The organism is Bizionia sp. (genome assembly GCF_048259285.1).
GTDB classification, from domain to species: domain Bacteria; phylum Bacteroidota; class Bacteroidia; order Flavobacteriales; family Flavobacteriaceae; genus Algorimicrobium; species Algorimicrobium hallyeonense.
This window is the reverse complement of record NZ_JBLXHU010000034.1, coordinates 1-22,290: the sequence shown is the minus strand read 5'-3', so window position 1 is coordinate 22,290 and position 22,290 is coordinate 1. Positions and strand designations below refer to the sequence as shown.

General features: G+C 34.0%; 22 protein-coding genes. 4 read left to right on the top strand and 18 right to left on the bottom strand.

What is annotated here, in order from left to right; all coding sequences use genetic code 11:
* Window positions 1–150 precede the first annotated feature (150 nt).
* The 4 genes from ACN0QX_RS12940 to ACN0QX_RS12925 all read right to left on the bottom strand — a co-directional run bounded on the left by ACN0QX_RS12940 (window position 151) and on the right by ACN0QX_RS12925 (window position 4,300).
* Window positions 151–552 carry a RidA family protein gene (locus ACN0QX_RS12940; RefSeq protein ID WP_248395546.1) on the bottom strand — a complete coding sequence of 134 codons (402 nt, stop codon included), beginning with the start codon at window positions 550–552 and terminating at the stop codon, window positions 151–153.
* A 125-nt stretch (window positions 553–677) separates the two neighbouring features.
* Window positions 678–2,093: an FAD-dependent oxidoreductase gene (locus ACN0QX_RS12935; RefSeq protein WP_417197521.1), complete on the bottom strand. Its 1,416-nt coding sequence runs from the start codon at window positions 2,091–2,093 to the stop codon at window positions 678–680.
* Between the two features lie 89 nt (window positions 2,094–2,182).
* Window positions 2,183–3,451, bottom strand: coding sequence for a kynureninase (kynU, locus tag ACN0QX_RS12930; RefSeq protein ID WP_417197519.1), 1,269 nt, complete (start codon window positions 3,449–3,451; stop codon window positions 2,183–2,185).
* Between the two features lie 174 nt (window positions 3,452–3,625).
* Window positions 3,626–4,300, bottom strand: coding sequence for a hypothetical protein (locus ACN0QX_RS12925; RefSeq protein ID WP_417197517.1), 675 nt, complete (start codon window positions 4,298–4,300; stop codon window positions 3,626–3,628).
* A gap of 60 nt (window positions 4,301–4,360) precedes the next feature.
* Between ACN0QX_RS12925 and ACN0QX_RS12920 the strand changes: the two genes are divergently transcribed.
* Window positions 4,361–5,161: a class I SAM-dependent methyltransferase gene (locus ACN0QX_RS12920; RefSeq protein WP_417197515.1), complete on the top strand. Its 801-nt coding sequence runs from the start codon at window positions 4,361–4,363 to the stop codon at window positions 5,159–5,161.
* Between the two features lie 93 nt (window positions 5,162–5,254).
* Here ACN0QX_RS12920 and msrA read toward each other — a convergent pair whose 3' ends face one another.
* The 3 genes from msrA to ACN0QX_RS12905 all read right to left on the bottom strand — a co-directional run bounded on the left by msrA (window position 5,255) and on the right by ACN0QX_RS12905 (window position 7,930).
* Window positions 5,255–5,911, bottom strand: a complete 657-nt coding sequence (gene msrA / locus ACN0QX_RS12915) for a peptide-methionine (S)-S-oxide reductase MsrA (protein ID WP_248395535.1) — start codon at window positions 5,909–5,911, stop codon at window positions 5,255–5,257.
* A gap of 120 nt (window positions 5,912–6,031) precedes the next feature.
* Window positions 6,032–6,811 carry a zinc ribbon domain-containing protein gene (locus ACN0QX_RS12910; protein WP_248395532.1) on the bottom strand — a complete coding sequence of 260 codons (780 nt, stop codon included), beginning with the start codon at window positions 6,809–6,811 and terminating at the stop codon, window positions 6,032–6,034.
* A gap of 3 nt (window positions 6,812–6,814) precedes the next feature.
* Complete coding sequence (locus tag ACN0QX_RS12905) at window positions 6,815–7,930, bottom strand: Nif3-like dinuclear metal center hexameric protein (protein ID WP_417197512.1); 1,116 nt, start codon at window positions 7,928–7,930, stop codon at window positions 6,815–6,817.
* Between the two features lie 8 nt (window positions 7,931–7,938).
* Here ACN0QX_RS12905 and lpxK point away from each other — a divergent pair, with 8 nt between their 5' ends.
* Entirely contained in the window at window positions 7,939–8,988 is a 1,050-nt protein-coding gene (gene lpxK / locus ACN0QX_RS12900) for a tetraacyldisaccharide 4'-kinase (RefSeq protein WP_417197510.1), read from the top strand.
* Here the strand turns inward: lpxK and ACN0QX_RS12895 are convergent.
* From ACN0QX_RS12895 to ACN0QX_RS12850, 10 genes are all read right to left on the bottom strand, one after another.
* The gene (locus tag ACN0QX_RS12895; protein WP_417197508.1) at window positions 8,985–11,177 is read right to left on the bottom strand and encodes an ATP-binding protein; all 2,193 of its coding nucleotides are present in this window, start codon (window positions 11,175–11,177) and stop codon (window positions 8,985–8,987) included. The genes lpxK and ACN0QX_RS12895 overlap by 4 nt on opposite strands.
* 84 nt (window positions 11,178–11,261) lie before the next feature.
* Window positions 11,262–12,260: a type I glyceraldehyde-3-phosphate dehydrogenase gene (gap, locus tag ACN0QX_RS12890; protein WP_417197506.1), complete on the bottom strand. Its 999-nt coding sequence runs from the start codon at window positions 12,258–12,260 to the stop codon at window positions 11,262–11,264.
* A complete protein-coding gene (gene lipA / locus ACN0QX_RS12885) occupies window positions 12,260–13,138 on the bottom strand; it encodes a lipoyl synthase (protein WP_248395523.1) in 879 nt (292 codons plus the stop codon). The genes gap and lipA overlap by 1 nt, the downstream gene beginning before the upstream one ends.
* Before the next feature lie 83 nt (window positions 13,139–13,221).
* Window positions 13,222–13,776 (bottom strand): RNA polymerase sigma factor, encoded by a 555-nt coding sequence (locus ACN0QX_RS12880; RefSeq protein WP_248395520.1) that lies wholly within the window; start codon window positions 13,774–13,776, stop codon window positions 13,222–13,224.
* The gene (locus tag ACN0QX_RS12875) at window positions 13,767–14,879 is read right to left on the bottom strand and encodes a glycosyltransferase (RefSeq protein ID WP_417197503.1); all 1,113 of its coding nucleotides are present in this window, start codon (window positions 14,877–14,879) and stop codon (window positions 13,767–13,769) included. Before ACN0QX_RS12875 ends, ACN0QX_RS12880 begins: the two co-directional genes overlap by 10 nt.
* 5 nt (window positions 14,880–14,884) lie before the next feature.
* On the bottom strand, window positions 14,885–15,088 hold the full coding sequence (locus ACN0QX_RS12870) for a membrane or secreted protein (protein WP_248395516.1): 204 nt from the start codon (window positions 15,086–15,088) through the stop codon (window positions 14,885–14,887).
* A 91-nt stretch (window positions 15,089–15,179) separates the two neighbouring features.
* Window positions 15,180–15,974 (bottom strand): anti-sigma factor, encoded by a 795-nt coding sequence (locus tag ACN0QX_RS12865; RefSeq protein ID WP_248395513.1) that lies wholly within the window; start codon window positions 15,972–15,974, stop codon window positions 15,180–15,182.
* 2 nt (window positions 15,975–15,976) lie between these two features.
* On the bottom strand, window positions 15,977–16,516 hold the full coding sequence (locus ACN0QX_RS12860; RefSeq protein ID WP_066251713.1) for an RNA polymerase sigma factor: 540 nt from the start codon (window positions 16,514–16,516) through the stop codon (window positions 15,977–15,979).
* 75 nt (window positions 16,517–16,591) lie between these two features.
* A complete protein-coding gene (gene murB / locus ACN0QX_RS12855) occupies window positions 16,592–17,605 on the bottom strand; it encodes a UDP-N-acetylmuramate dehydrogenase (RefSeq protein ID WP_417197500.1) in 1,014 nt (337 codons plus the stop codon).
* On the bottom strand, window positions 17,605–18,795 hold the full coding sequence (locus tag ACN0QX_RS12850) for a pyridoxal phosphate-dependent aminotransferase (RefSeq protein ID WP_248395509.1): 1,191 nt from the start codon (window positions 18,793–18,795) through the stop codon (window positions 17,605–17,607). The genes murB and ACN0QX_RS12850 overlap by 1 nt, the downstream gene beginning before the upstream one ends.
* A gap of 123 nt (window positions 18,796–18,918) precedes the next feature.
* Here ACN0QX_RS12850 and ACN0QX_RS12845 point away from each other — a divergent pair, with 123 nt between their 5' ends.
* Window positions 18,919–20,271: a PDZ domain-containing protein gene (locus ACN0QX_RS12845; RefSeq protein WP_417197498.1), complete on the top strand. Its 1,353-nt coding sequence runs from the start codon at window positions 18,919–18,921 to the stop codon at window positions 20,269–20,271.
* 56 nt (window positions 20,272–20,327) lie between these two features.
* On the opposite strand, the gene ACN0QX_RS12840 is transcribed toward ACN0QX_RS12845, so the two are convergent.
* Window positions 20,328–20,753 (bottom strand): DUF1573 domain-containing protein, encoded by a 426-nt coding sequence (locus ACN0QX_RS12840; RefSeq protein ID WP_376861779.1) that lies wholly within the window; start codon window positions 20,751–20,753, stop codon window positions 20,328–20,330.
* A 186-nt stretch (window positions 20,754–20,939) separates the two neighbouring features.
* Here ACN0QX_RS12840 and ACN0QX_RS12835 point away from each other — a divergent pair.
* On the top strand, window positions 20,940–22,290 hold a 1,351-nt coding region (locus ACN0QX_RS12835; protein WP_417197495.1), incomplete at its 3' end, for a class I tRNA ligase family protein.

Sequence of the window (22,290 nt, the reverse complement as noted above, 5' to 3'; positions counted from 1 at the left end):
GAAGGATTGTAATTGTCAATCCACTCATTAGAAATGGGAGGTATGAATTTTCCGTTTATGTAGTTTTGAATGTTCATTTGATTTCAAGATGATAGACAAAAGATAAAAGAATAGTGATCTACTCGGTCTTTATTCTTTTGTCTTAATTCTTTATTCTTCTTTTCTGTAAGCCGTTACCTTAATCTCCACTACTAAATCTGGATGTGGTAATTGGTGTACGGCAACGGTAGTTCTTGTTGGTCCCGTTTCTTTATCGAAAAATTCAGCATAGGCTTTATTGTAGCCTGCAAAGTCGTTCATGTTTACTAAAAACGTAGAAACATCCACCACGTCTTTTATAGATGCGCCAATGGTTTGTAGGTTTTTATCAATATTTTTTAAAACCTCACGTGTTTGTACTTCCGCATTTAGGTGTTTTGTTCCCATCTCGTCAATAATATCAACGCCTGCAATGGTATTGTCAGCTCTTCGGGAACTGGTGCCTGAAACAAATATAAAATCGCCTACACGTTTTACATGTGGATAGGCGCCTCTTGGTGTTACTTTTGTCATAATAAAATGCCCATGCTAACCTTCCTTGGGGAAGGAACTCTTAATCGGGCGAAAACAAGAGTACTTTATTAATACTAACTTTAACCTTACACTGCTCTTCTTTCGGAAAGGTTTAGTTCGGTTTTTTATCTCAATCCAGCAATTCTATCATCTTCAAGAATGGCTTCGGTTTCGACTTTTACCTTATCTAAAAGAATTTTTAGTTTTTCGTTTGATATGTTTTCAATTTCTGTAATTGCACCATCAGCCAACATGTTCAAAATTGCTTTATCTTGCGCGCGGCCTCGTGTCATGGCCTCGTGATAACTAACATTTTCATTAAATGTCACCAATGAATATTTGGATGAATAATGATTGGGAAATGTTTTTTCAAAAGCCATTTCTAATGTACGCTTTTCTCTAAAATTGGCATGATTGACATGGCCTTTCATTTCGTGAAAATTATCGATAGCTAAATCGGCAATCGCATCCGTATCTTGTTTTCTAGATTTTTCGTAAACTTTAAAAATGGTTTCCCAATTGGCATGACCTTCATCTAAAACTTTATCAAATTCTACCACATCTTCAAAAGATGCATTCATACCTTGCCCGTAAAACGGTACAATAGCATGAGCGGCATCACCCATGAGCAAGGTGTTTCCTTTGTAATGCCAAGGCGAACATTTTACTGTTCCTAAAGGTGAGGTTGGATTCTCAAAGAAATCATCAACCAAATTGGGCATCAATTCTAAAGCATCTTTAAAGTATTTTGAGAAGAATTCTAAAACACGCTCTTTGGTGGTTAAATTATTGAAATTGTATTCACCTTCTTCATAACTTAAAAATAAAGTTACTGTAAAACTGCCATCCAAATTGGGTAATGCAATAAGCATAAATGCTTCACGGCCCCAAATATGTAAGGCATTTTTATAGGTTTTATAGCTGCCATTTTCGCATGGAAGAATACTTAATTCTTTATAGCCATGGGTTAAATAGTCCTGTGAAAAGCTAAACAAAAATTTATGTCCTAAATAGTAACTTTGGCGCATGGCAGAACCAGCACCATCGGTTGCAATAATAATATCGGCATCCTCAATAAATTCCTTTTGGGTATTGAATTCAGTAAAACGAGCTGTGGTATTTTCAAAATCAACAGATTCACATTTTCTATTAAAATAGATATCCACGTTATCATGTTTTTCAGCTTCATCCAATAAAAGCGCATTTAGTTGTCCACGAGAAATGGAGTTAATGAACTCATGATCGCGACCACTATATGGCGCCAAGGTTGTGTTACCTTCCATGTCATGTAACATACGCCCATTCATGGGAATACAGAGTGGTTCTACTTTGTCTTGAATACCTACTAAATTCATGGCTTTAATGCCACGATCTGACAATGCCAAATTTATAGAGCGACCAGCGCTGATATCGACTTTTCGTAAGTCGGGACGCATTTCCATAACCGTCACTTTATAACCGCGTTGCCCCATACGCAAAGCTAAAAGGCTACCACAAAGTCCAGCACCGATAATGAGTATGTTTTGTTGTTTGTTTTTCATATTAATGTATCACAAATGTGATGTTTTTATAATTTAAGGTGTTTTGAGGAGCCTTTAACAAGATTCTTCATGACGTTCTGCGTGACATCTTAGTTTAATATATTTTTTAATTTCTCCACCATCTCATAAACATCCTGATAAGAGTTGTATAAGGGGATAGGCGCACAACGAATAACGTCTGGTTCGCGCCAATCACTAATAACGCCAGCTTGAGTAAGTTTGTCATATAATTTTCTGTCTGCGGTTTTTACTTGAATGGATAATTGACAACCGCGTTCATCTGGATTTTCAGGGGTTATAATCCGAATAACATCTTCACCCAATTGCTTCAATAGGAATTCGAAGTAAGCTGTTAAGTTTCTCGATTTTTCATTGAGCTTTTTTATACCAACTTCTTCAAAAATATCCAAAGAGGCTTTAATAGCTGCCATAGATAGAATTGGTGGATTACTTAATTGCCAACCTTCGGCACCTGGAATAACATCAAATTCATCGCGCATTTTAAAACGTGTTTCTTTGTTATGACTCCACCAACCTGTAAAGCGATTTAATGTTTTATCATGTGCATGACGCTCATGAACAAAGCAACCACCTAAACTTCCTGGTCCGGAATTTAAATATTTATAAGTACACCAAACGGCAAAATCGGCTCCAGAATCATGTAAATTAAGTTCTACATTTCCAGCACCATGCGCACAGTCAAAACCTACCATACAACCGTGTTGGTGTCCTAGTTTTGTAATGCGTTTTAAATCGAAAAATTGTCCTGTATAATAGTTGACACCGCCAATCATAACGAGAGCCACTTCATCCCCGTGCTCATCAAGAATAGCTTCTAAATCTTCATAACGAAGTAATTCTTCCCCTTCACGTGCTTTCCAAAGTAATAAACCTTCTTTATCATCATAACCATGATGACGCAATTGGGATTCTACCGCATATTTATCAGATGGAAAGGCATCCGCTTCAATAACAATTTTATAACGTTTAGCTGTTGGCTTGTAAAAAGACACCATCATGAAATGTAAATTGGCTGTCAAGGTATTCATAACAACCACTTCTATAGGTTTGGCTCCAACCACATTGGCCATGCTTTCGGTTAAGAATTCATGATAGGGTAACCAGGGGTTTTTAGCATCAGTATGCCCCTCAACACCTAAATTAGCCCAATCTTCTAACTCTTGATTGATATAGTTTTTGGTTGATTTTGGTTGAAGACCTAGCGAATTACCACAAAGATAAATTAATTCATTTCCCTGTTTATCTTTTGGAATGTGAAATTGCTCGCGATAACTTGATAATGGGTCGTTTTGGTCTAGTTCTTTGGCGAATTCTAAACCCGTTTTATAGTTGGACAAGGTGTATTGTTTTTTCGGTTTCCCACAAAAATAAGAATTATAAATTTAGGAATGAAGCGAAAAGGAAAAAGGGCTTCAACCAATGATTGAAGCCCTTTTTGAATATATATAGACGCTTAAAGCGGGATATTTACTATATATACGTTGAGATTGGTGGTTTTGGATGTTTTAATATTAATCTATTGAAACATCATCAAAAAACAACTCCCAATTATCATCTGTTTTTTTATGACTTAAAGCTATTAAAACCCCTTTAAAATCCTTGTTGTTTTCCCAAGTGGACATCATGGAAGGCTCTTTAGTATTACCTTTCCTATAAACCCATTCTTCGATTAAGTAGTTATTGTTATAATAAAAATCATAAGCATCGCCTGGTGTATAACCACCATTGCTAGGATAGGTTGTGGTAATTTTATTTAACATTTTTTTACTAATTGGTGCCATTTCCTCAACCGGCGCGGAGATTGTGGTTCCTGAATCCCATACGAGATTAAAAGGCGCTAGCAACCAAAATTTATCATTTATAAAAGCTTTATCCGCCTTTACAAATGTGCTATCCATTTGATTTCTGTTGTAACGTATGGTGTCATTTGCTGTGATTAATGTAATATCATTGGTTTTTGGAGAGCACTTCCACGAACGTTTAAATAAGGTACTATCTTTTAAAACATTAAAAGCGAAGGTAATGCTATTAACGGAATCCCAGTTTTCAATACCATAAGCTTGTGCTATTTTTTGGGAAGTTGTAAGTGGTTTGTTATCAATTGTAGCGGCAGGTTCACCATTCTTATCTGATTTACAAGAATAAAATAATAGTAAAATGCTGAATAGAAGCATGTGGTGTTTCATAGTTAATATGTGTTATAATTTGTAAAGTTATAGTATTTTAGACAGATATATAACTGGAAAATGGATTTAGAAAAAAACTATTTTGAGACCAATAAAGAGACTTGGAATGCCAAAGTAAACGTGCATGCGGAAAGTGATATGTATAATATGAAGGCTTTTAAAGAAGGCGAATCGTCTTTAATGACTTATGAACTGGAGGCTTTAGGCAATGTTTCAGGAAAGTCCTTATTGCATTTGCAATGCCATTTTGGACAGGACACATTAAGTTGGAGTAGAATGGGAGCTACATGTGTAGGCGTAGATTTAAGTGATGAAGGTATAAAATTAGCCAAAAGCTTAAATGAAGAATTGAAACTTGATGCTAAATTTGTTTGCTGCAATGTTTTGGACACTTCAGAACATATAAACGAAAAATTTGATATTGTTTTTACCAGTTATGGTGTTATTGGTTGGCTACCCGATTTAAAACCTTGGGGAATTATGATTGCAGAGCGCTTAAAAAATGGTGGCACCTTTTTTATGGCGGAATTTCACCCAATAGTTTGGATGTTCAATTATTTAGAAGGTAAACCTTTTATGGAATATGGTTATATGCAAGAAGAAGTAATCTTTGAAGAATACGAAGGAACCTATGCCAATCAAGATTCTAAAATAATTAGCAAAGAATATGGGTGGAATCACGGTTTAAGTGAAGTTATTAATGCTTTAACCGAAGCGGGTTTACATATAGAATACTTAAATGAGTATCATGAAAGTCCTTATAATGTATTGCCTGATTTGGTTGAAACAGAAACAGGGATGTTCAAAAAAACCGATAATTTATACCCTTTAATTTTTACGATTAAGGCAACAAAGCCATAAATATTAGTGTTTAAAGGGTTTTTTCTTTATCAACTTTAAACATTTAGACTGCGCTTAATATGACTATTTATGAATTTAGATTGCCATATTTCTTTAATGATTAGTTTTTAAAACGTCAGGCATTTTTCGCTTAAAACGATTTAATCTTGGAACGGATACATTTTGGATATACGGATTGTCTGGATTCAAACGTTCATAGTCTTGGTGGTAATCTTCAGCTATCCAAAATTTCTGAAAAGGGTAAACTTCAGCCGCTACTTTTTTACCTAACTGCTTCTCCAAGTCTTTAATTTTATTAGTAATAATTGTTTTTTGCTCCGCGTTCTGATAAAAAATAATAGAACGGTATTGAGATCCTTTGTCGCCTCCTTGTCCGTTAACTTGTGTAGGGTTTTGAGATGCAAAATACACATCTACCAAGGTTTCAAAACTTACTACTTTTGGGTCGTATAGTATTTCTACAGCTTCCGCATGACCTGTTTTACCTGTGTTGCTAGATTCATACGTTGGATTTTTAGTGTGTCCGCCTGCATACCCTGATATGGATTCATCTACACCTTTTACACTTTCGTAAATTGCTTCAACACACCAAAAGCAACCGCTAGCAAAATAGGCTTTGGCTTTACCATTTTCCATAGCCACTTCCATAGGCTCTGCATTAATAACATCTTGTTGTTTTGGGTTTACTTGCGCTTGGTTATTACAACTAAATAACATGGCAGCAGATAGTATTACGAGTAACTTATTCATAGTTTTCTTTTTTTGTTTAGACGTAAAACATTTAAGTACCTTATATTTAAAATGCTAAAATTATACTAAAAAAAAAGCCTTCAACGAATTGAAGGCTTTTATTATATGTTTTGAAATAGCTTATAATTTAGCAAAAAGCTTTTCCATTTTTGCGCGTTCTTCGTCTGCTAATGCAGCATCAACTAGAATACGTCCACTATGTTCGTCTGTAATAATTTTCTTGCGAGCTGCAATTTCCATTTGAACTTGTGGTGGAATAGTAAAGAAAGAACCTCCTGCTGCACCTCTTTCAATTGGTACAACCGCAAGGCCATTTTTTACATTCGTTCTAATTCTGGTATAAGCAGCTACTAAACGCTCTTCGATAGATTTTTTGAAATCATCTGATTTTTTAATTAGCGCTTGCTCCTCTTTTTCAGTTTCAGCTAAAATATCATCTAATTCACTTTTCTTGTGTTTTAGGTGTAATTGGCGTTCTTTTAAGCGTTCTTTAGTTTGTGCAATCACATCTTTTTTCTGCTCAATCTGAACTTTATGCTCATTGATATTTTTTTCAGCTAATTGAATTTCTAATTCCTGAAATTCAATTTCTTTTGAAATAGAGTTGTATTCTCTATTGTTACGAACATTTTTTTGTTGTTCGTTGTACTTTTTGATAAGCGCTTTAGCTTCTTCAATCAGGTTCTTTTTAGAGCTGATTTCTGATTTTATAACATCTAAGCTGTCTTCAAGCTTTTCAAATCTGGTATTCATTCCAGCAACTTCATCTTCTAAATCGCGTACTTCTAAAGGAAGTTCTCCACGAACATTTCTGATTTCATCAATACGAGAATCTACAAGTTGTAAATCATACAGGGCTCTTAAACGCTCTTCTACCGTTGCTTCTTTCTTTTTTGCCATACTCTAATAATACTTAACAGGATTTGTACTGGTCTTTGATAATATAAGCCTACCTACCGGTAAGGCAGGTGCAAAATTAGTAATTTTTTTGTTAAGAAATGCTACTAAAAGGTTTTTTGTGAACTGCTCACTTTCATAATGACCAATATCCGCTAGAATTAGGTTGTTTTCGGCTTGAAAGAAATCGTGATATTTCAGGTCAGCTGTGATAAATATGTCAGCACCAGCACGTTTAGCAGCAGATATTGCAAAACTTCCGGAGCCTCCTAAAACAGCAATTTTCTGAATGGGTTTATTTAAAAAAGCCGAATGCCTAATTGTATTTGTGGCCATTTCCACTTTCAAATAGTTAAAAAAATCAGATTCCGTCATCGGTTCTTCTAGCGTGCCAATCATTCCCATACCAATATGCTGATTGGTATTCGTAATATTTACTATTTCATAAGCTACTTCTTCATAGGAATGTGCTGAAAAAAGTGTTTGTCGTATTTGAGATTCTAAATGCTTCGGAAATGTCACGGATATTTGGGTTTCTGGCTCGGAATGAATCTCCATTTTTTTGCCTTTGGTAGGGTTTGATGTTTCACCACCTCTAAAAGTACCAACCCCTTCCATATTAAAACTACAATGATCATAATTACCAATACTTCCAGCACCAGCTGCAAATAACGCCTCACGAATAGTAGCCGCTTCGGCATGTGGTGCGTAGGTTGTTAGTTTTTTTATGGTTCCAGGTTGTGGAATTAGAATTTGACGATTGGTAAGCTTGAGTTTTTCGCAAATCATATCATTCACACCGTGAAAGGCATTATCTAATGCCGTGTGAATTGCAAAAATAGCAATGTTATGTTGGATGGCTTTTATTACCACGCGTTCTACATAACTTTGTCCCGTAATTTTTTTTAAGCCTTTAAAAACTATGGGGTGAAAACTGACTACAAGGTTGCAATTGGTTGCTATGGCTTCATCAATAACGGCCTCTGTAGTATCTAAAGTTACCAAAATTCCGGTTAGGTTTTCTTGGGTATTCCCAACTAACAAACCCACATTATCAAAATCCTCGGCATAAGATGTTGGTGCAAAATCTTCTAAACAATTTATAACGTCTTGAACAATCATTTCTATTTATGTTTAACATCAAAGATAAAATAATTACTTTCGTTGTTATGAAGCTTCTTCGAAAAATATTATTTCCTATTGTTCCAATTTACTATGTGGTGACTTGGTTGCGCAATTGGTTTTACGATTTGGGGATTTTTAAAAGTAAATCCTATACTATGCCTATTATATGTGTTGGAAACTTGAGTACCGGTGGAACGGGAAAATCGCCCATGATTGAGCTTTTAATTCGGCTGCTAAAGGACTCTTATAAAGTGGCAACTTTAAGTCGTGGTTATAAAAGAGAAACAGAAGGATTTCGTTTGGCAAATCAACTGGATACAGCCAAAACCTTGGGAGATGAGCCGTTTCAGTTTTTTAGTAAGTTTTATAAAAATGTTCAAGTTGCTGTAGATTCTAATAGGCAACGTGGTATTGAGAACTTAATAAATTTATCTGAAAAACCAGATGTAATTTTGTTGGATGATGCTTTTCAACATCGGAAAGTAAAGGCGGGTTTTAATATTTTGCTTACTACATACCAAGATTTATATGCTGATGATTGGGTTTTACCTACGGGTAATTTGCGTGAACCAAAACAAGGTGCTAAACGTGCTCAACTAATTGTGGTAACGAAATGTCCAAATAATATTTCGGATTCAGAAAAAGAAGGGATTGTTTTAAAATTGAAACCAGAGGCAAATCAAAAGGTGTTTTTTAGTACTATAGATTATTCAGAAGATGTTTTTTCAGAAGAAACCTCTCACGCTTTATTGAGCCTTGAACCATTTACTTTAGTGACAGGAATTGCAAATGCCAATCCGTTGGTGTTGCATTTAAAAAATAAAGGGTTACAATTTGAACATCTGGATTTTCCCGATCATCACGCGTTTACAGATGCGGATATAGCACAATTGAAACACCGAGAATTATTACTAACAACAGAAAAGGACTTTATGCGCTTAAAAGGGTTTGAAAGTCTGCGCGAAAAATTATTTTACTTACCAATTAAGGCTACGGTTCATGAACATGAAATTTTTAAAAATCATGTTATGAATTATGTAGAATCTGGTAATTAAACAGATTTGGATTCTTTATTTTCTATTAATGTTTCAAAAAGTTTTTTCTCAAAATCTTCTTGTTTGAAAGGTTTTGAAATAATATCTGTAAATCCAGCTTCATCAAATTCATGCATTTTATCTTCAATAGTTACAGCCGTTAGTGCAAAAATGGTTAAATCTGGATTGAATTTCCTGATACGCTTCGTTGCTTCAAGTCCGCTAATTCCTGGCATGTGAATATCCATTAAAACAACATCAAACGCTTCAGTTCGTACTTTTTCAACAGCTTCTTCGCCATTATCTACTATTTCACAATTTAGTTTCATTTTGTTAAGGATTTTTTTCGTGATCATTTGGTTGATCTTATTATCCTCAACAACTAATATTTTTATGTTTTCCAAATCAATTTCTGTAACATTATTGAAATACTCTATTTTTTTAGGTTTGGCAACAGGAGCTGCATATTTCATAGGAACTTCAAAAATAAAATTAGAACCTTTTCCAATTTCACTTTTTAGATAAATATTTCCCTTTAAAATATCAATTAATCCTTTTACAATAGATAAGCCTAAACCAGTTCCGCCATATTTTCTATTAATTTGTATGGAACCTTGAGAGAAACTTTCAAAAAGACGTTCTTGCTTTTCTTTACTAATACCTATTCCGTTATCTTCTACTTCAAAACGAATGGTATAATAATCACCATCTTGCTTGAGTTTTTTAGCACGAATCCAGATATCACCATCTTTAGTAAACTTGATGGAATTGCCTATTAAATTAATCAGGATTTGCGAAATTTTAAGCTGATCTGCATTATAGGTTTCAGGAATATCCATGTCGTATTCCAAATGTAATTGGGTGTTATTGTCGCTTGCCGAATTATTTAAGGCTGCAATAACATTGGTCATTTTCTTTTTAAGGTTGAAATTCTCGGGCTCAACATCCACTTTATTGGCTTCAATTTTATTAATCTGAAGAATATCGTTAATAAAGGTCAGTAAGTATTCCCCTGAAAATTTTAGCGATTTTAAATGCTGAATTTGATTTGGTTTTGGATCTTCATCCAATAGCATATTCGTTAAACCTGTTACAGCGTATAATGGTGTTCGTAATTCATGTGTTACAGTAGATAGAAAGTTGGCCTTGGTTTTGGATGCCAATTCGGCTTTTTCCATGGCAACAATAAGTTCACTGTTTTTAATGTGAAGCATGTTGTTGGTTTTCAGTCTAATATTATTGTTTTTATATAAGGATAGCGTAAGTAAAGAAAGAATGGTGATTAAGGCAATACTTAAAATGGTAGTAAGTTTACTTAAATTGTTTTCTTTGATTTTCTCTTCTAAATTTGCGGCTTGTTCTTTTTGGAATTCCGTTTGGTTGTTCAGTAGAATTTTAATGCGCTTTTCTGGTGATAAATTTGCCCGTTTTACTTGCAGCAAAGAATCCGACAGCTTCATATATTTTTTTAAATTTTCAGAAGACGCTTGATAGTCGCCATTTAATTCATTTAAGTCGCTTAAAATTAAATATCCATTGGTAAGTACGGTGTTGAACTTGTGTTCTTTTGCTAATTCAACACCTTTTAAAGTAGATTCCAAACCTGCTTGTTTTTTGTCTAGATAGGTGAGAGCAAGCCCATTGTGAATCATGCCGCTACTTTTTATTTTATCTAATTCGTAGCGATTGGCTAAAGCAATAGATTTTTCTAATTGCTTATTTGCTTTTTTATAGTCTTTTAATTTAATAAGGGTTTTACCTTCGTTGAGGAGTACTTCAGCTACAAAATCATCCAGACCTTCTTGGTCAAAAAGTGTATTTGCGGATACATAATAATCTAAAGCTTGTCGGTAATCTTTTTTGCTATTATAAACATTACCTATTGTTTTGTAGGTTTCAGCACGATTCACATCGTCTTTTATAATACGTTGGATTTCGTTGGCTTTAAATAAGCTAATGAGCGCATCATCGGGCTCTTCAATTATATATTGTAGTTTGCCTAACTTGGCATATATAATTCCAATGCTTTTTTTGCTGCTAATTTTTTCAGCAAGAACGAGCGCTTCTTCTAGTTTTTTTTGTGACTCAAAAAAATTGCTGTTTTCAATATCCTGTTGTGCTTGGTTTATTTTATAATCAATATTAATTTGAATAGATTCTTCATCTTCACTAATATCAACTTGTGCTGAAAGACTAAAGCTTAACAGCATGAAAATAAGGTATATATATTTATATATCTGGGACATAATTTGAGTAACTATTATGAACAAATATAATTTTTTTTTCGATAAAGGTTATGTTTTTATCGACAAAAAGCGGATTAAATCAATAATTCTTTGGGAATAGGCTGTTTCATTATCATACCATCCAATTATTTTAACCATATTCCCGATGACAGAAGTCATTTGAGAATCGAACACACACGAGTATGGATTTCCAACTATATCAATGGATACAATAGGATCTTCAGTATAGGCTAGTACATTTTTTAAATACCCTTCCGATGCCTTTTTAAAAGCATTATTAACCATGTCAATACTCACGGTTTTTTCAACATTTAGTGTTACATCTGTTAAGGAACCATTAGCTACCGGAACGCGAATGCCACAGCCACCAATAACATCTGATAGCTCTGGGAAAATACGTGTTAATGCTTTGGCTGCACCTGTTGTTGTTGGTACTATGGATTGTCCAGCTGCCCGCGCGCGACGTAAATCGCGATGTGGCTGATCATGTAAACTTTGGTCTGTAGTATAGGAATGAACCGTTGTTATGTAGGCTTGTTTTATGCCGCATAATTTATGGATAACATCTATCATTGGGGCTGCATTATTTGTGGTGCATGATGCATTTGAAATAATGGTTTCTGTACCATCAATAGTAGATTCATTAATGCCTAAAACAATGGTTTTTATTGAATCATCTTCTGAAGGAACACTTAAAACAACACGCTTGGCGCCATTGGTAATATGACATTCTAAAGCATCTTTTGTTTTAAATTTCCCAGTAGATTCAATTACATAATCAACTTGAGAGGCTTTCCAATCAATATCTTTGGGATGGTTGTGGTGTGATAAAACTATTTTTTTATCATTAATGATTATATGCTGTTCGTCATGAGAGATGTTCTCATGAAAAATGCCATGAATACTATCGTATTTTAAAAGGTGACTTAACGTTTTCGAGTCGGCTAAATCATTTATTGCAACCACTTCCAGTTCTGGATGATTATGAAGCAAGCGCAATACACGTCTGCCTATTCTCCCGAAACCATTAATACCAATACGAATCATTAATTAATATGTTTTTGAGCTTTATAAGATGAACGTACTAATGCGCTACTTTCCACATGTCTGAAACCTAGATCAAGTCCAATTTCTTTATATTCTTCAAATTGATCTGGCATAATAAAACGCTTAACAGGTAAGTGTTTTTTACTAGGTTGCAAATATTGACCAATAGTTACAACATCCACATCATTTGCGCGTAAATCATGAAGTGTTTCAATAACTTCTTCACGTTCTTCACCAAGACCAAGCATAATACCAGATTTAGTACGTCGTTGTCCTTGAGATTTTAAATATTTTAAAACACCTAAACTACGGTCGTATTTAGCTTGAATACGTACTTCGCGTGTTAAACGGCGAACGGTTTCAATATTATGACTTACCACTTCTGGTGCCACATCAATAATTCTATCTATATGTTGTTCCACACCTTGGAAATCTGGAATTAGTGTTTCTAGTGTCGTTTCAGGATTCATGCGTCTCACAGATTTAACCGTTTCGGCCCACATAATACTACCCATGTCTTTTAAATCGTCACGATCTACACTAGTTAAAACGGCATGCTTAATTTTCATAAGTTTAATGGAGCGCGCTACTTTTTCGGGTTCGTCCCAATCTACTGTGTCTGGTCTACCGGTTTTTACACCACAAAAACCACAAGAACGTGTACAGACATTTCCTAAAATCATAAAGGTTGCGGTACCTTCTCCCCAACATTCACCCATGTTTGGACAACTTCCAGAGGTGCAGATGGTATTTAGGCTGTATTTATCTACTAAACTCCGTAACTCCGTGTATTTTTTGCCTGTAGGCAATTTCACACGTAACCATTTGGGTTTAGCTTGTCTTTCGGGTAAAATATTTGAAACTGTTTCTGTTTTCATACACTAAATTTTCCGTTGCAAAGATACAAAGTATTATGGAAAATGAATGCTGAATTCGTTAAAGTACAAAACCCAATATAGGCTTAAGCTCGGGTGTTTTGAATAATTTCAGCCAATAATTTCTTGGCACGTAGCAATTTAACTTTGACGTTGTTAATAGGCTCGTTAATCTCTACTGAAATTTCTTTATAACTCAACTCCTGAAAGTATCTTAAATTAATCACTTCTTGATAATGTGGTTTCAGTTTTTTTATATCGCGAAGTAGTTTGGCTAAATTTTGTTCGGTGATTAATTTGTCTTCGGGTGAAGGCGAATCATCTAAAATATCCTGATAACCATCCTCATCATTACGAGCTATGTTTTGTGAAATGGAATTTTTTTGCTTCCGAATTAAATCAATATGAATGTTTTTTGAAATGGTAATAAGCCAGGTTTTAAAATTGTAATCGCTATTATAGGTGTCAATCTTATCGAATGCTTTGGAGAATGTTTGAATGGTAATATCTTCCGCATCATTTTCATTTTGAACACGCTTTAATTGAAACCCATAAACATGATCCCAAAACGAATCCAATAAAAAATTAAAGGCTTTTTGGTCATTGTTTTTGGCGCGCTCTATGGCTTGGGTTATTTCCAATGTTTAGGTTTTGATATCAGGTTGGATATAAATATAGTCAATTGAAAAATAACTAAAAAGAATTCTAAAAAAGGTAGAAATGGCATTAAATCTTGTTCGTCTAATTTTTTTGATATAAACGACACGATAACTAATTGACTCATAAAACGCAAGCCTATGAATACCAAAACCACTTCCCAATTAAATAAAAAGCTTAAAAGTACAATGCCAGAAACCCAAAATAATAATTGAGATGCATAAAAGGAAGCTAACACTGCTTTGTGGCTCGTTTTATAGTGGCTGGCAGTTGTAATGTGCCTTTTTTTTTGGGTTACCCAAGATTTAAACGTTGTTTTTGGATTGGACATCGTAAAGCTTTCTTTGGATACACAAACACTTGTATTAGTTGCTGTTGCTATTTCATTTATAAATAAATCATCATCACCTGAACGTATGTACATGTGCTTCATAAAGCCACTTGCTTTAAAGAAATCTTCTTTTGTATATGCTAAATTCCTGCCGACTCCCATGTATGGTAAACCCATTCTGGCAAATGATAGGTACTGAATTGCTGTGAACAGGGTTTCAAATCGGATGATTTTATTAAGAAAAGAGTTTTTTATTTTATAATAACCACCATAACCTAAAACTATGGATTTCTCTGCACTGAAATGTGCACTCATTTGTGAAATCCAATTATTGGAAACAGGCTTACAATCGGCGTCGGTAAATAATAAATGATTGTTTTTAGCAGATTTAATCCCTAGTGTTAACGCATATTTTTTGTTAGCCCAAAATGCTTCATTATTTTTAACGTCTACAATTTTTATATTTGAATGTTTCTCAACAAAGGCTTCCATGACTTCCAAAGTGTTATCATAGGAAGCATCATTAATTAAAACAATTTCAAAATTTGAATAGTTTTGAGCAATGACGGTTGGAAGAAATTTCTTGAGATTTTCGGCTTCGTTTTTAGCGCAGATTATAACCGAAATTGGAATGTTTTTAGTAGATGGGATGCTTTCTTTTTGAAATGCAAAGGGACTAAAAAAAAAGAGAAAGTAACAAACCTGAAAACACGCTACTATTATAAAAACATAGTAGAGAACATCTAATACGAGCATTAAGTTTACGAGTGTTGAGGTTCGTTACAGTTCTCAAATTGGTCTGGTGTCTTACCGCAGAATCCACAAGATTCACCTGTTGTGTTTATCATAGGATTTTGGCTAGCGCAAGTGCCTGCAAATTTCCCGTCTTTTTTTGCCCATAATTTAATGGCAATTCCTGCAACAGCAATTCCTAATAATGCTAATGTTATTAAAAAAAGTTTCATAAAATTTGTTTTTGCAAAGATATGGTTTTTAGAAATAAACAGACCTCGATTTTCAAAGAAAACCGAGGTCTATTTTAAGTTGTAATATTGCTTATTTATTCAGGGTAATTTCTGCAACCGAATTTTCCTTTGTAGCGCTTAATTTACTACCTCTTTGTTCTATGGTAATACTTAAAGCTAAAGCATCTTCGGTATATGGAATAGATTTTAATTGTCTGTCACCTTCATTTAATATACCTAAATTAACCATTTTGTCTTCCAGTTCCGCCCAAATTTGATAACATTGTTCTTCGGGTAATTGTGGTAAAGAAACCACATCTATCATAGACGTTTTTTCTTTGGGATTTATGTAAGCAACTGTTTTTAAGTTTTTAGCACGATTATTACCGTTTATAATATATTTTTCAGTTTCTGGATTGTTTAATTGTTTCATTTGACGCATTATTTCATCTAAACGCATGTTTTTCTGATCTAAATCATCCAATCTATCATAAATTTCATCAGCAATTTTCTGGTTCTCAATTTTTAACAGCTGATTTTGCTGAAAGAAAATATACGTCGTACTTGCAAACATAATGGCAATAACACTAGCCGCAATACTTAATTGAAACCATTTTTTACGTGTTCTTGGTTTATTAAGTGGGATAACTGGTGTTTCTTCATCCAAAGTATTCAAAATAGAATTCAGAATAGCTTTTGGTGCTTCAATAGCTTGACTTTGCGCTACCAGTTCTAATTGGTTTTGCATGGTATTGTAAGCTTGTTCTACTTCAGGATATTTAGAAATATAGGATTCTACGGTTTCTGTTTCCACTGAAGTCGTTTGGCCTATTAGATATTTTTCTAGTAGGTCAGAATTTAAAAATGTAGTTATTTTATCATTCATGACTATTTTATTTCTGGATCGTAAATTTTTTTAAGTTCACGAAGTCCAATTTTTAATCTCGATTTTATAGTGCCAAGTGGAATTTCCAACTCGTCACTAGCTTCTTGTTGCGTCATGCCCTCAAAAAAGAGCGCATTTATAACAATTTGATATTTTTCATCTATAGAACTTAAGTGCTTTTGTATGTCCAGCACATCTTGATTTAAACTATCACCTGTTAATGTATATACGTCCGAAGCGTCTATTTGGATTTCCTTACTCGCTTTATTATTGTACGAGCGGACTTTGTCAATGGCTGTGTTGTAGGCAATTCTATAAAGCCAAGTAAAAAGTTTGGCTTTTTTAGAATCGTATGTTTTTGCTTTTTTCCAAACTTTAATAAACGTTTCTTGTAGCGCGTCTTGCGCCAAATCTGAATCTGTAAGCACTTTGGAAATGACACCAAAAAGGGCGTCGCCATAATTTTCATATAATAATGAAATGGCTCTTTTGTCGCCTTTTTTTAATAAGCCAACGATTTCGTCTTCTATAGGTGTACTCAAAATTTATTTTTGGTTGTCGTTAGTTCTCATTTCTTAAATTCGTAAGAAAAGTTAAAGTTATATAATTCTAATCAATTAAATAATATTTACTTCAGCTTCAATTTCAATATTGAATAAGCGATGGATGGTGGTTTGAATTAATTTGGCTAATTTAAGAATATCTGAACCATTGGCATTACCATAGTTAACCAATACAAGTGCTTGTTTTTTATGCACTCCATAATCACCAAAGCGTTTGCCTTTAAACCCTGCTTTTTCTATTAGCCAACCTGCAGGAACTTTAACTTCTACATCTGAAATAATATACCCTGGAGCATCTGGAAATTGCAATTTTAAAGCCTGATAAAATTTAGTGGAGACAATTGGGTTTTTAAAAAAGCTTCCGCTATTTCCAATTACTTTGGGATCTGGTAATTTACTTTGCCTGATGGCAATAACGGCTTTAGAAATATCTTGAATGGTTGGATTTTTAATTCCCATTTCAGATAATTGACTGGAAATGGCACCGTAGTTTGTATGTAATTTATGTGCATTTTTTGTTAGCTGAAAGGTTACATTACAGATAACAAATTGTCCTTTCGCTTCTTGTTTGAAAATAGAGTTTCTATAATCGAACTGGCAATCGGCTTTATTGAAGGTTTTAATTTTGCTTGACGCCATTTCTAGAGCATCACAAGACACAAAACTATCCTTTAATTCAATGCCATAAGCACCAATATTTTGAATTGGCGCTGTTCCTACATTTCCTGGAATGAGCGATAAGTTTTCCAATCCACCAAAATCATGATCCAAGCACCATAAAACAAATTCGTGCCAATTTTCGCCCGCATTGGCTTTTATTGTTACCGAATTTTCATTTTCTGAAACTACTGTAATGCCTTTCAAATTTACGTGAATAACCAAAGCATCCATGTTTTTTGTAAGAAGCATATTGCTGCCGCCTCCTAAAATAAATTTTTCAGGATAGTTAGGCAAGGCCAAAACACTTTGTAATTCTGCAATGGTATTTACAGATACAAAGTGTTTGGCTGTTGCATCTAGTCCAAAGGTGTTGAACGGTTTTAAGGATATGTTATGTGATATTTGCACTAATCTTTATAAACTTTTAAGGCTTCTTTTAAAATACGTACGGCTTTAACTAAACTTTCTTTGTTTAATACATAAGCAATACGAATTTGGTTTAATCCAACTCCTGGTGTTGAATAAAATCCTGCAGCTGGGGCAACCATAATAGTTTCGCCATCTATTTCAAAATCTTCTAATAACCATTGAGCAAAAGCATCAGAATTTTTAACAGGCAATTCTACAATACAATAAAAAGCACCTTTTGGTTTGGCAACTTTTACACCATCAATTTTTTCTAATTCAGCAATTAAAATATCACGTCGCGACACGTATTCTGTTTTTACCTCGTCAAAATAACTTTGTGGAGTTTCTAAAGCGGCTTCACTAGCAATTTGGGCAAGCGTAGGAGGACTTAAACGGGCTTGAGCAAATTTTAAAGCCGTAGCTATTACATCGTTATTTTTGGAAACCAAGCATCCAATTCGTGCACCACACATACTGTAGCGTTTAGAAACTGAATCAATCATAATGGCATGATCTTTTAAATTGTCTTCCTGCATAATGGAATAATGGGTAATACCATCATAAGCGAACTCGCGATAGACTTCATCCGCTATTAGGAATAAATCATGTTTAATAACAATTTCTGCTAATTTTTTTATTTCTTCTTTGGTGTACAAGTAACCCGTAGGATTTCCTGGATTACATATTAAGATAGCTTTTGTTTTTGGCGTAATAAGTTTTTCAAAGGCTTCAATAGGAGGTAAGGCAAAATTATCTTCTATTTTAGAAATTACGGGAACAATATTTACACCAGAAGCTGTTGAAAATCCATTGTAATTAGCATAAAACGGTTCAGGAATAATAACTTCATCATCCACATCCATAATGCTACCAAAAGCAAATAGTAAAGCTTCACTACCACCAGTGGTAACAATAATATCTTCTTTGGCTACGTTTATATCATGTTTGCTATAATAGTTAGCAATTTTGTTTCTGTATTCGTCCGATCCTTCAGATCTGGTGTAGGCTAAAATTTCTAATGAATTAATTTTAACAGCATCCAGAGCTACTTCAGGTGTTTTTATGTCTGGTTGACCAATATTTAAATGATATACTGTTTTTCCTTTCTTGTATGCTGCTTCAGCAAAAGGAACTAGTTTTCTTATTGGCGATTGTGGCATTAATGCGCCTTTTTGAGATATTTTTGGCATGAGCTTATAGTATTAAAAGCGTAAAGTTCTGAAAATTATATTGATTTAATTGTTAAAACAAGGTTGTAATTATAGATTAATCGGGAATTTGTTGTAATTTATACCGTCTTTCACATATAACAGATGAAACGTACTAAATTTATTTTCGTTGTTTTAACGCTTTTGGTCGGTTTTAATTTACAATCGCAGGAGCAAGCGTTTCAATTTATTGATGGTAAAACTTCTGATAAAATTCACTTTCAATTAATTAATAATCTTATTGTTATACCTATCGTTGTAAACAATATGACATTGTCTTTTATTTTAGATAGTGGGGTTACAAAACCTATTTTATTTGATAACCTGAACGGTTTGGAAGTTTTAAATTCCGAAAATAAAGAATCTTTTTTTTTAAAGGGTTTAGGAGATGGTTTGGTGGTTGAAGCTGTAAAGTCGACTCAAAACAAAATTGAAATCGGAAAAGCTGTTAAACACCATCAAACCATTTTTGCAATTTATAATGGAAGTATGGATTACACGCCAAAATTGGGCGTTCCTATTCATGGCATTATTGGTTATGATGTGTTCAAAGATTTTGTGGTGGATATTAATTACCGTTCAAAATATATTAAGTTATCAAAACCGAAAAGGCAAGACGGTGACTTATGTCGAAAATGCGAAAAAATTCCATTAAAGTTTCATAACTCGAAACCATATATTATTGCCGAAGTGACTATAGAAAATAAACAAATTCCGGTAAAAATGTTATTGGATACAGGAGCTAGTGATGCGCTCTGGTTGTTTGAAGACGCCTCCAAAGATATAGTTTCGACAGATAATTATTTTCAGGATTTTCTAGGGTATGGTTTAAGTGGTGGACTTTATGGGAAACGGTCCAAGGTGGAAGCTTTAACCATTAATTCGTTTATTTTGAATGAATCATTAGTGGCTTTTCCAACGGGAGAATCTATTGAAACGCTTAAAAAAATAAAGGATAGAAACGGTACCATTGGAGCCGAGGTATTAAAACGTTTTCATCTTACGTTCAATTACAAAGAATCTTATTTGATTTTAAAGAAAAATGCCAATTTTAATAAAGCCTTTAGTTACAATAAAAGTGGTATAGATATTGAGCATCATGGTGTAAGACTAATTAAAAATTATAATTATAAATTAGAAAACGGTAGACTTGTTTACGAGCAGACACCGGCAGCTACCAATTACATTACAAATGTAAATCCACAAAATGATTTTCGGTTAGTTACGGTTCCGGCTTTTGAAATCGTCAATATTAGACCTAATAGTCCAGCGCAATTAATTGGGTTACAATTAGGAGATGTTATTTTGGAAGTTAATGGCTCTGACGTTGAAAAATATACGCTTCAAGAAGTTATTCAATTATTTAAAGGTCCAGACGGAAAAAAAATAACCATGCGTGTTGAACGTCAAGGGAAACCATTTCTCTACGAGTTTTACTTAAAAGACTTATTAAACTAAAAACAGCCTTGATTTCTCAAGGCTGTTTTGTTTTTAAAATAATGTAAAATCAATAATTACTGATTCATTACACTACTACTTTTCTTTTCTAAAACACTTGTTTTACTAGGATCAATAACTTCACCTTTAATTTTAAGTGCCACAGTAGGTGTGTTAGCATTGGAAAGAACCGTAATTGTTTTACGAATAGGGTTCACACGATTTGTGTCATACTTAACTGAAATTTCACCTGTTTTTCCTGGTGCTATTGGGCCTTCTGGTTTTTTTGGAACCGTACAACCACAGCTAGACTTCACGTCTGTAATAATTAATGGTGCATCACCTGTATTGGTGAATTCAAAAACACGTACACCATCAGCGCCTTTTTCAATAACGCCGTAATCAATTGTTGTTTCTTTAAATTCGATTTTTGCAACTTTGTCTTGTGCATTAGCAGCGAAGCTAATAAGCCCAACAAATAATATTGTAATTAAATTTTTCATAATATATATGTTTAATTCGATTGTAAACTTACTCACTTTTTCAGCATAAAACAAAAAAAATAGATGTATGGCAACGTTATAAATATGTTAAACTTGAATTGTTGCACAATAACACGTCTTTTAATTTTAATGAAAAAAGAAATATAAGTACTTTTGTATGTTATATTTCAAAAACTATTCCAAAGTATGCAAATTCCATCTAAATATGATGCAAGTCAAGTAGAGAGTAAGTGGTATGATTACTGGATGAAACACAATTATTTTCATTCCAAGCCAGATCATAGAGAGCCATATACCATTGTTATTCCACCTCCTAACGTTACAGGTGTACTTCACATGGGTCATATGCTTAATAATACCATTCAGGATGTCTTGATTCGTCGTGCGCGTTTACAAGGAAAAAATGCCTGTTGGGTTCCTGGAACCGATCATGCATCCATTGCTACTGAAGCTAAAGTAGTAGCCAAACTAAAGGAACAAGGGATTGATAAAAACGACTTAACGCGTGATGAGTTTTTAGCACACGCCTGGGATTGGACACATGAATATGGTGGTGTTATTTTAGAGCAACTAAAAAAACTAGGCTGTTCTTGTGATTGGGATAGAACCAAATTCACCATGGATGATGACATGTCAGAATCCGTAATAAAAGTATTTGTTGACCTTTATAAAAAAGGTTTAATTTACCGAGGTTACCGTATGGTAAACTGGGATCCAGAAGCTAAAACTACCTTGTCTGACGAGGAAGTTATTCATGTGGAACAACAAGGGAATTTATACTATCTTAATTATAAAATTGAAGGTAGTGATGAGACATTAACAATTGCTACTACGCGTCCAGAAACTATTTTTGGTGATACAGCCATATGTATCAATCCAAATGATGAACGTTTTACCCACTTAAAAGGTAAGAAAGCCATTGTGCCAATTTGTAATCGTGTTATTCCTATAATTGAAGACGAATATGTAGATGTTGAATTTGGAACTGGATGCTTAAAGGTGACACCTGCTCACGATGAAAACGATAAGAATTTAGGGGATAAACACAATTTAGAAGTTGTTGATATTTTTAATGATGATGCAACGCTGAATAGCTTCGGATTACATTATGAAGGAAAAGATCGATTTGTTGTTCGTAAGGAGGTTGTAAAAGAATTAACAGCAAATAATACCCTAATAAAAACGGAGCAGCACTTAAATAAGGTAGGAACCTCCGAACGTACCAAAGCCGTAATTGAACCACGATTATCGGATCAATGGTTCTTGAAAATGGAAGATTTAGTAAAACCTGCAATTGAAGCCGTTTTAGGTGAAGATGCTGAAATTAAATTATTCCCGAAGAAATTTGAAAACACCTACAGACACTGGATGGAGAATATTCGCGATTGGAATATTTCTAGACAGCTGCTTTGGGGACAACAAATTCCAGCTTATTTCTATGGCGACGGTAAAGAAGATTTTGTAGTTGCTGAAAATATGGAGCAAGCGTTAGAATTAGCAAAGGCTGAAACTAACAACCAACAATTAACAACCAACG

Excerpts from the sequence above, each read along its gene's own strand:
- gap (WP_417197506.1), bottom strand. The coding sequence starts at position 12,260 with ATGATTCGTATTGGTATTAATGGTTTCGGGAGAATAGGCAGACGTGTA.
- ACN0QX_RS12850 (WP_248395509.1), bottom strand. The coding sequence starts at position 18,795 with ATGCCAAAAATATCTCAAAAAGGCGCATTAATGCCACAATCGCCAATA.
- ACN0QX_RS12895 (WP_417197508.1), bottom strand. The coding sequence starts at position 11,177 with ATGCTGTTAAGCTTTAGTCTTTCAGCACAAGTTGATATTAGTGAAGAT.
- ACN0QX_RS12935 (WP_417197521.1), bottom strand. The coding sequence starts at position 2,093 with ATGAAAAACAAACAACAAAACATACTCATTATCGGTGCTGGACTTTGT.
- ACN0QX_RS12845 (WP_417197498.1), top strand. The coding sequence starts at position 18,919 with ATGAAACGTACTAAATTTATTTTCGTTGTTTTAACGCTTTTGGTCGGT.
- ACN0QX_RS12910 (WP_248395532.1), bottom strand. The coding sequence starts at position 6,811 with ATGGCAAAAAAGAAAGAAGCAACGGTAGAAGAGCGTTTAAGAGCCCTG.
- ACN0QX_RS12840 (WP_376861779.1), bottom strand. The coding sequence starts at position 20,753 with ATGAAAAATTTAATTACAATATTATTTGTTGGGCTTATTAGCTTCGCT.
- ACN0QX_RS12940 (WP_248395546.1), bottom strand. The coding sequence starts at position 552 with ATGACAAAAGTAACACCAAGAGGCGCCTATCCACATGTAAAACGTGTA.
- ACN0QX_RS12875 (WP_417197503.1), bottom strand. The coding sequence starts at position 14,879 with ATGCTCGTATTAGATGTTCTCTACTATGTTTTTATAATAGTAGCGTGT.
- ACN0QX_RS12905 (WP_417197512.1), bottom strand. The coding sequence starts at position 7,930 with ATGATTGTTCAAGACGTTATAAATTGTTTAGAAGATTTTGCACCAACA.
- ACN0QX_RS12870 (WP_248395516.1), bottom strand. The coding sequence starts at position 15,088 with ATGAAACTTTTTTTAATAACATTAGCATTATTAGGAATTGCTGTTGCA.
- lipA (WP_248395523.1), bottom strand. The coding sequence starts at position 13,138 with ATGAAAACAGAAACAGTTTCAAATATTTTACCCGAAAGACAAGCTAAA.
- ACN0QX_RS12925 (WP_417197517.1), bottom strand. The coding sequence starts at position 4,300 with ATGAAACACCACATGCTTCTATTCAGCATTTTACTATTATTTTATTCT.
- msrA (WP_248395535.1), bottom strand. The coding sequence starts at position 5,911 with ATGAATAAGTTACTCGTAATACTATCTGCTGCCATGTTATTTAGTTGT.
- lpxK (WP_417197510.1), top strand. The coding sequence starts at position 7,939 with ATGTTTAACATCAAAGATAAAATAATTACTTTCGTTGTTATGAAGCTT.
- ACN0QX_RS12865 (WP_248395513.1), bottom strand. The coding sequence starts at position 15,974 with ATGAATGATAAAATAACTACATTTTTAAATTCTGACCTACTAGAAAAA.
- ACN0QX_RS12920 (WP_417197515.1), top strand. The coding sequence starts at position 4,361 with ATGGATTTAGAAAAAAACTATTTTGAGACCAATAAAGAGACTTGGAAT.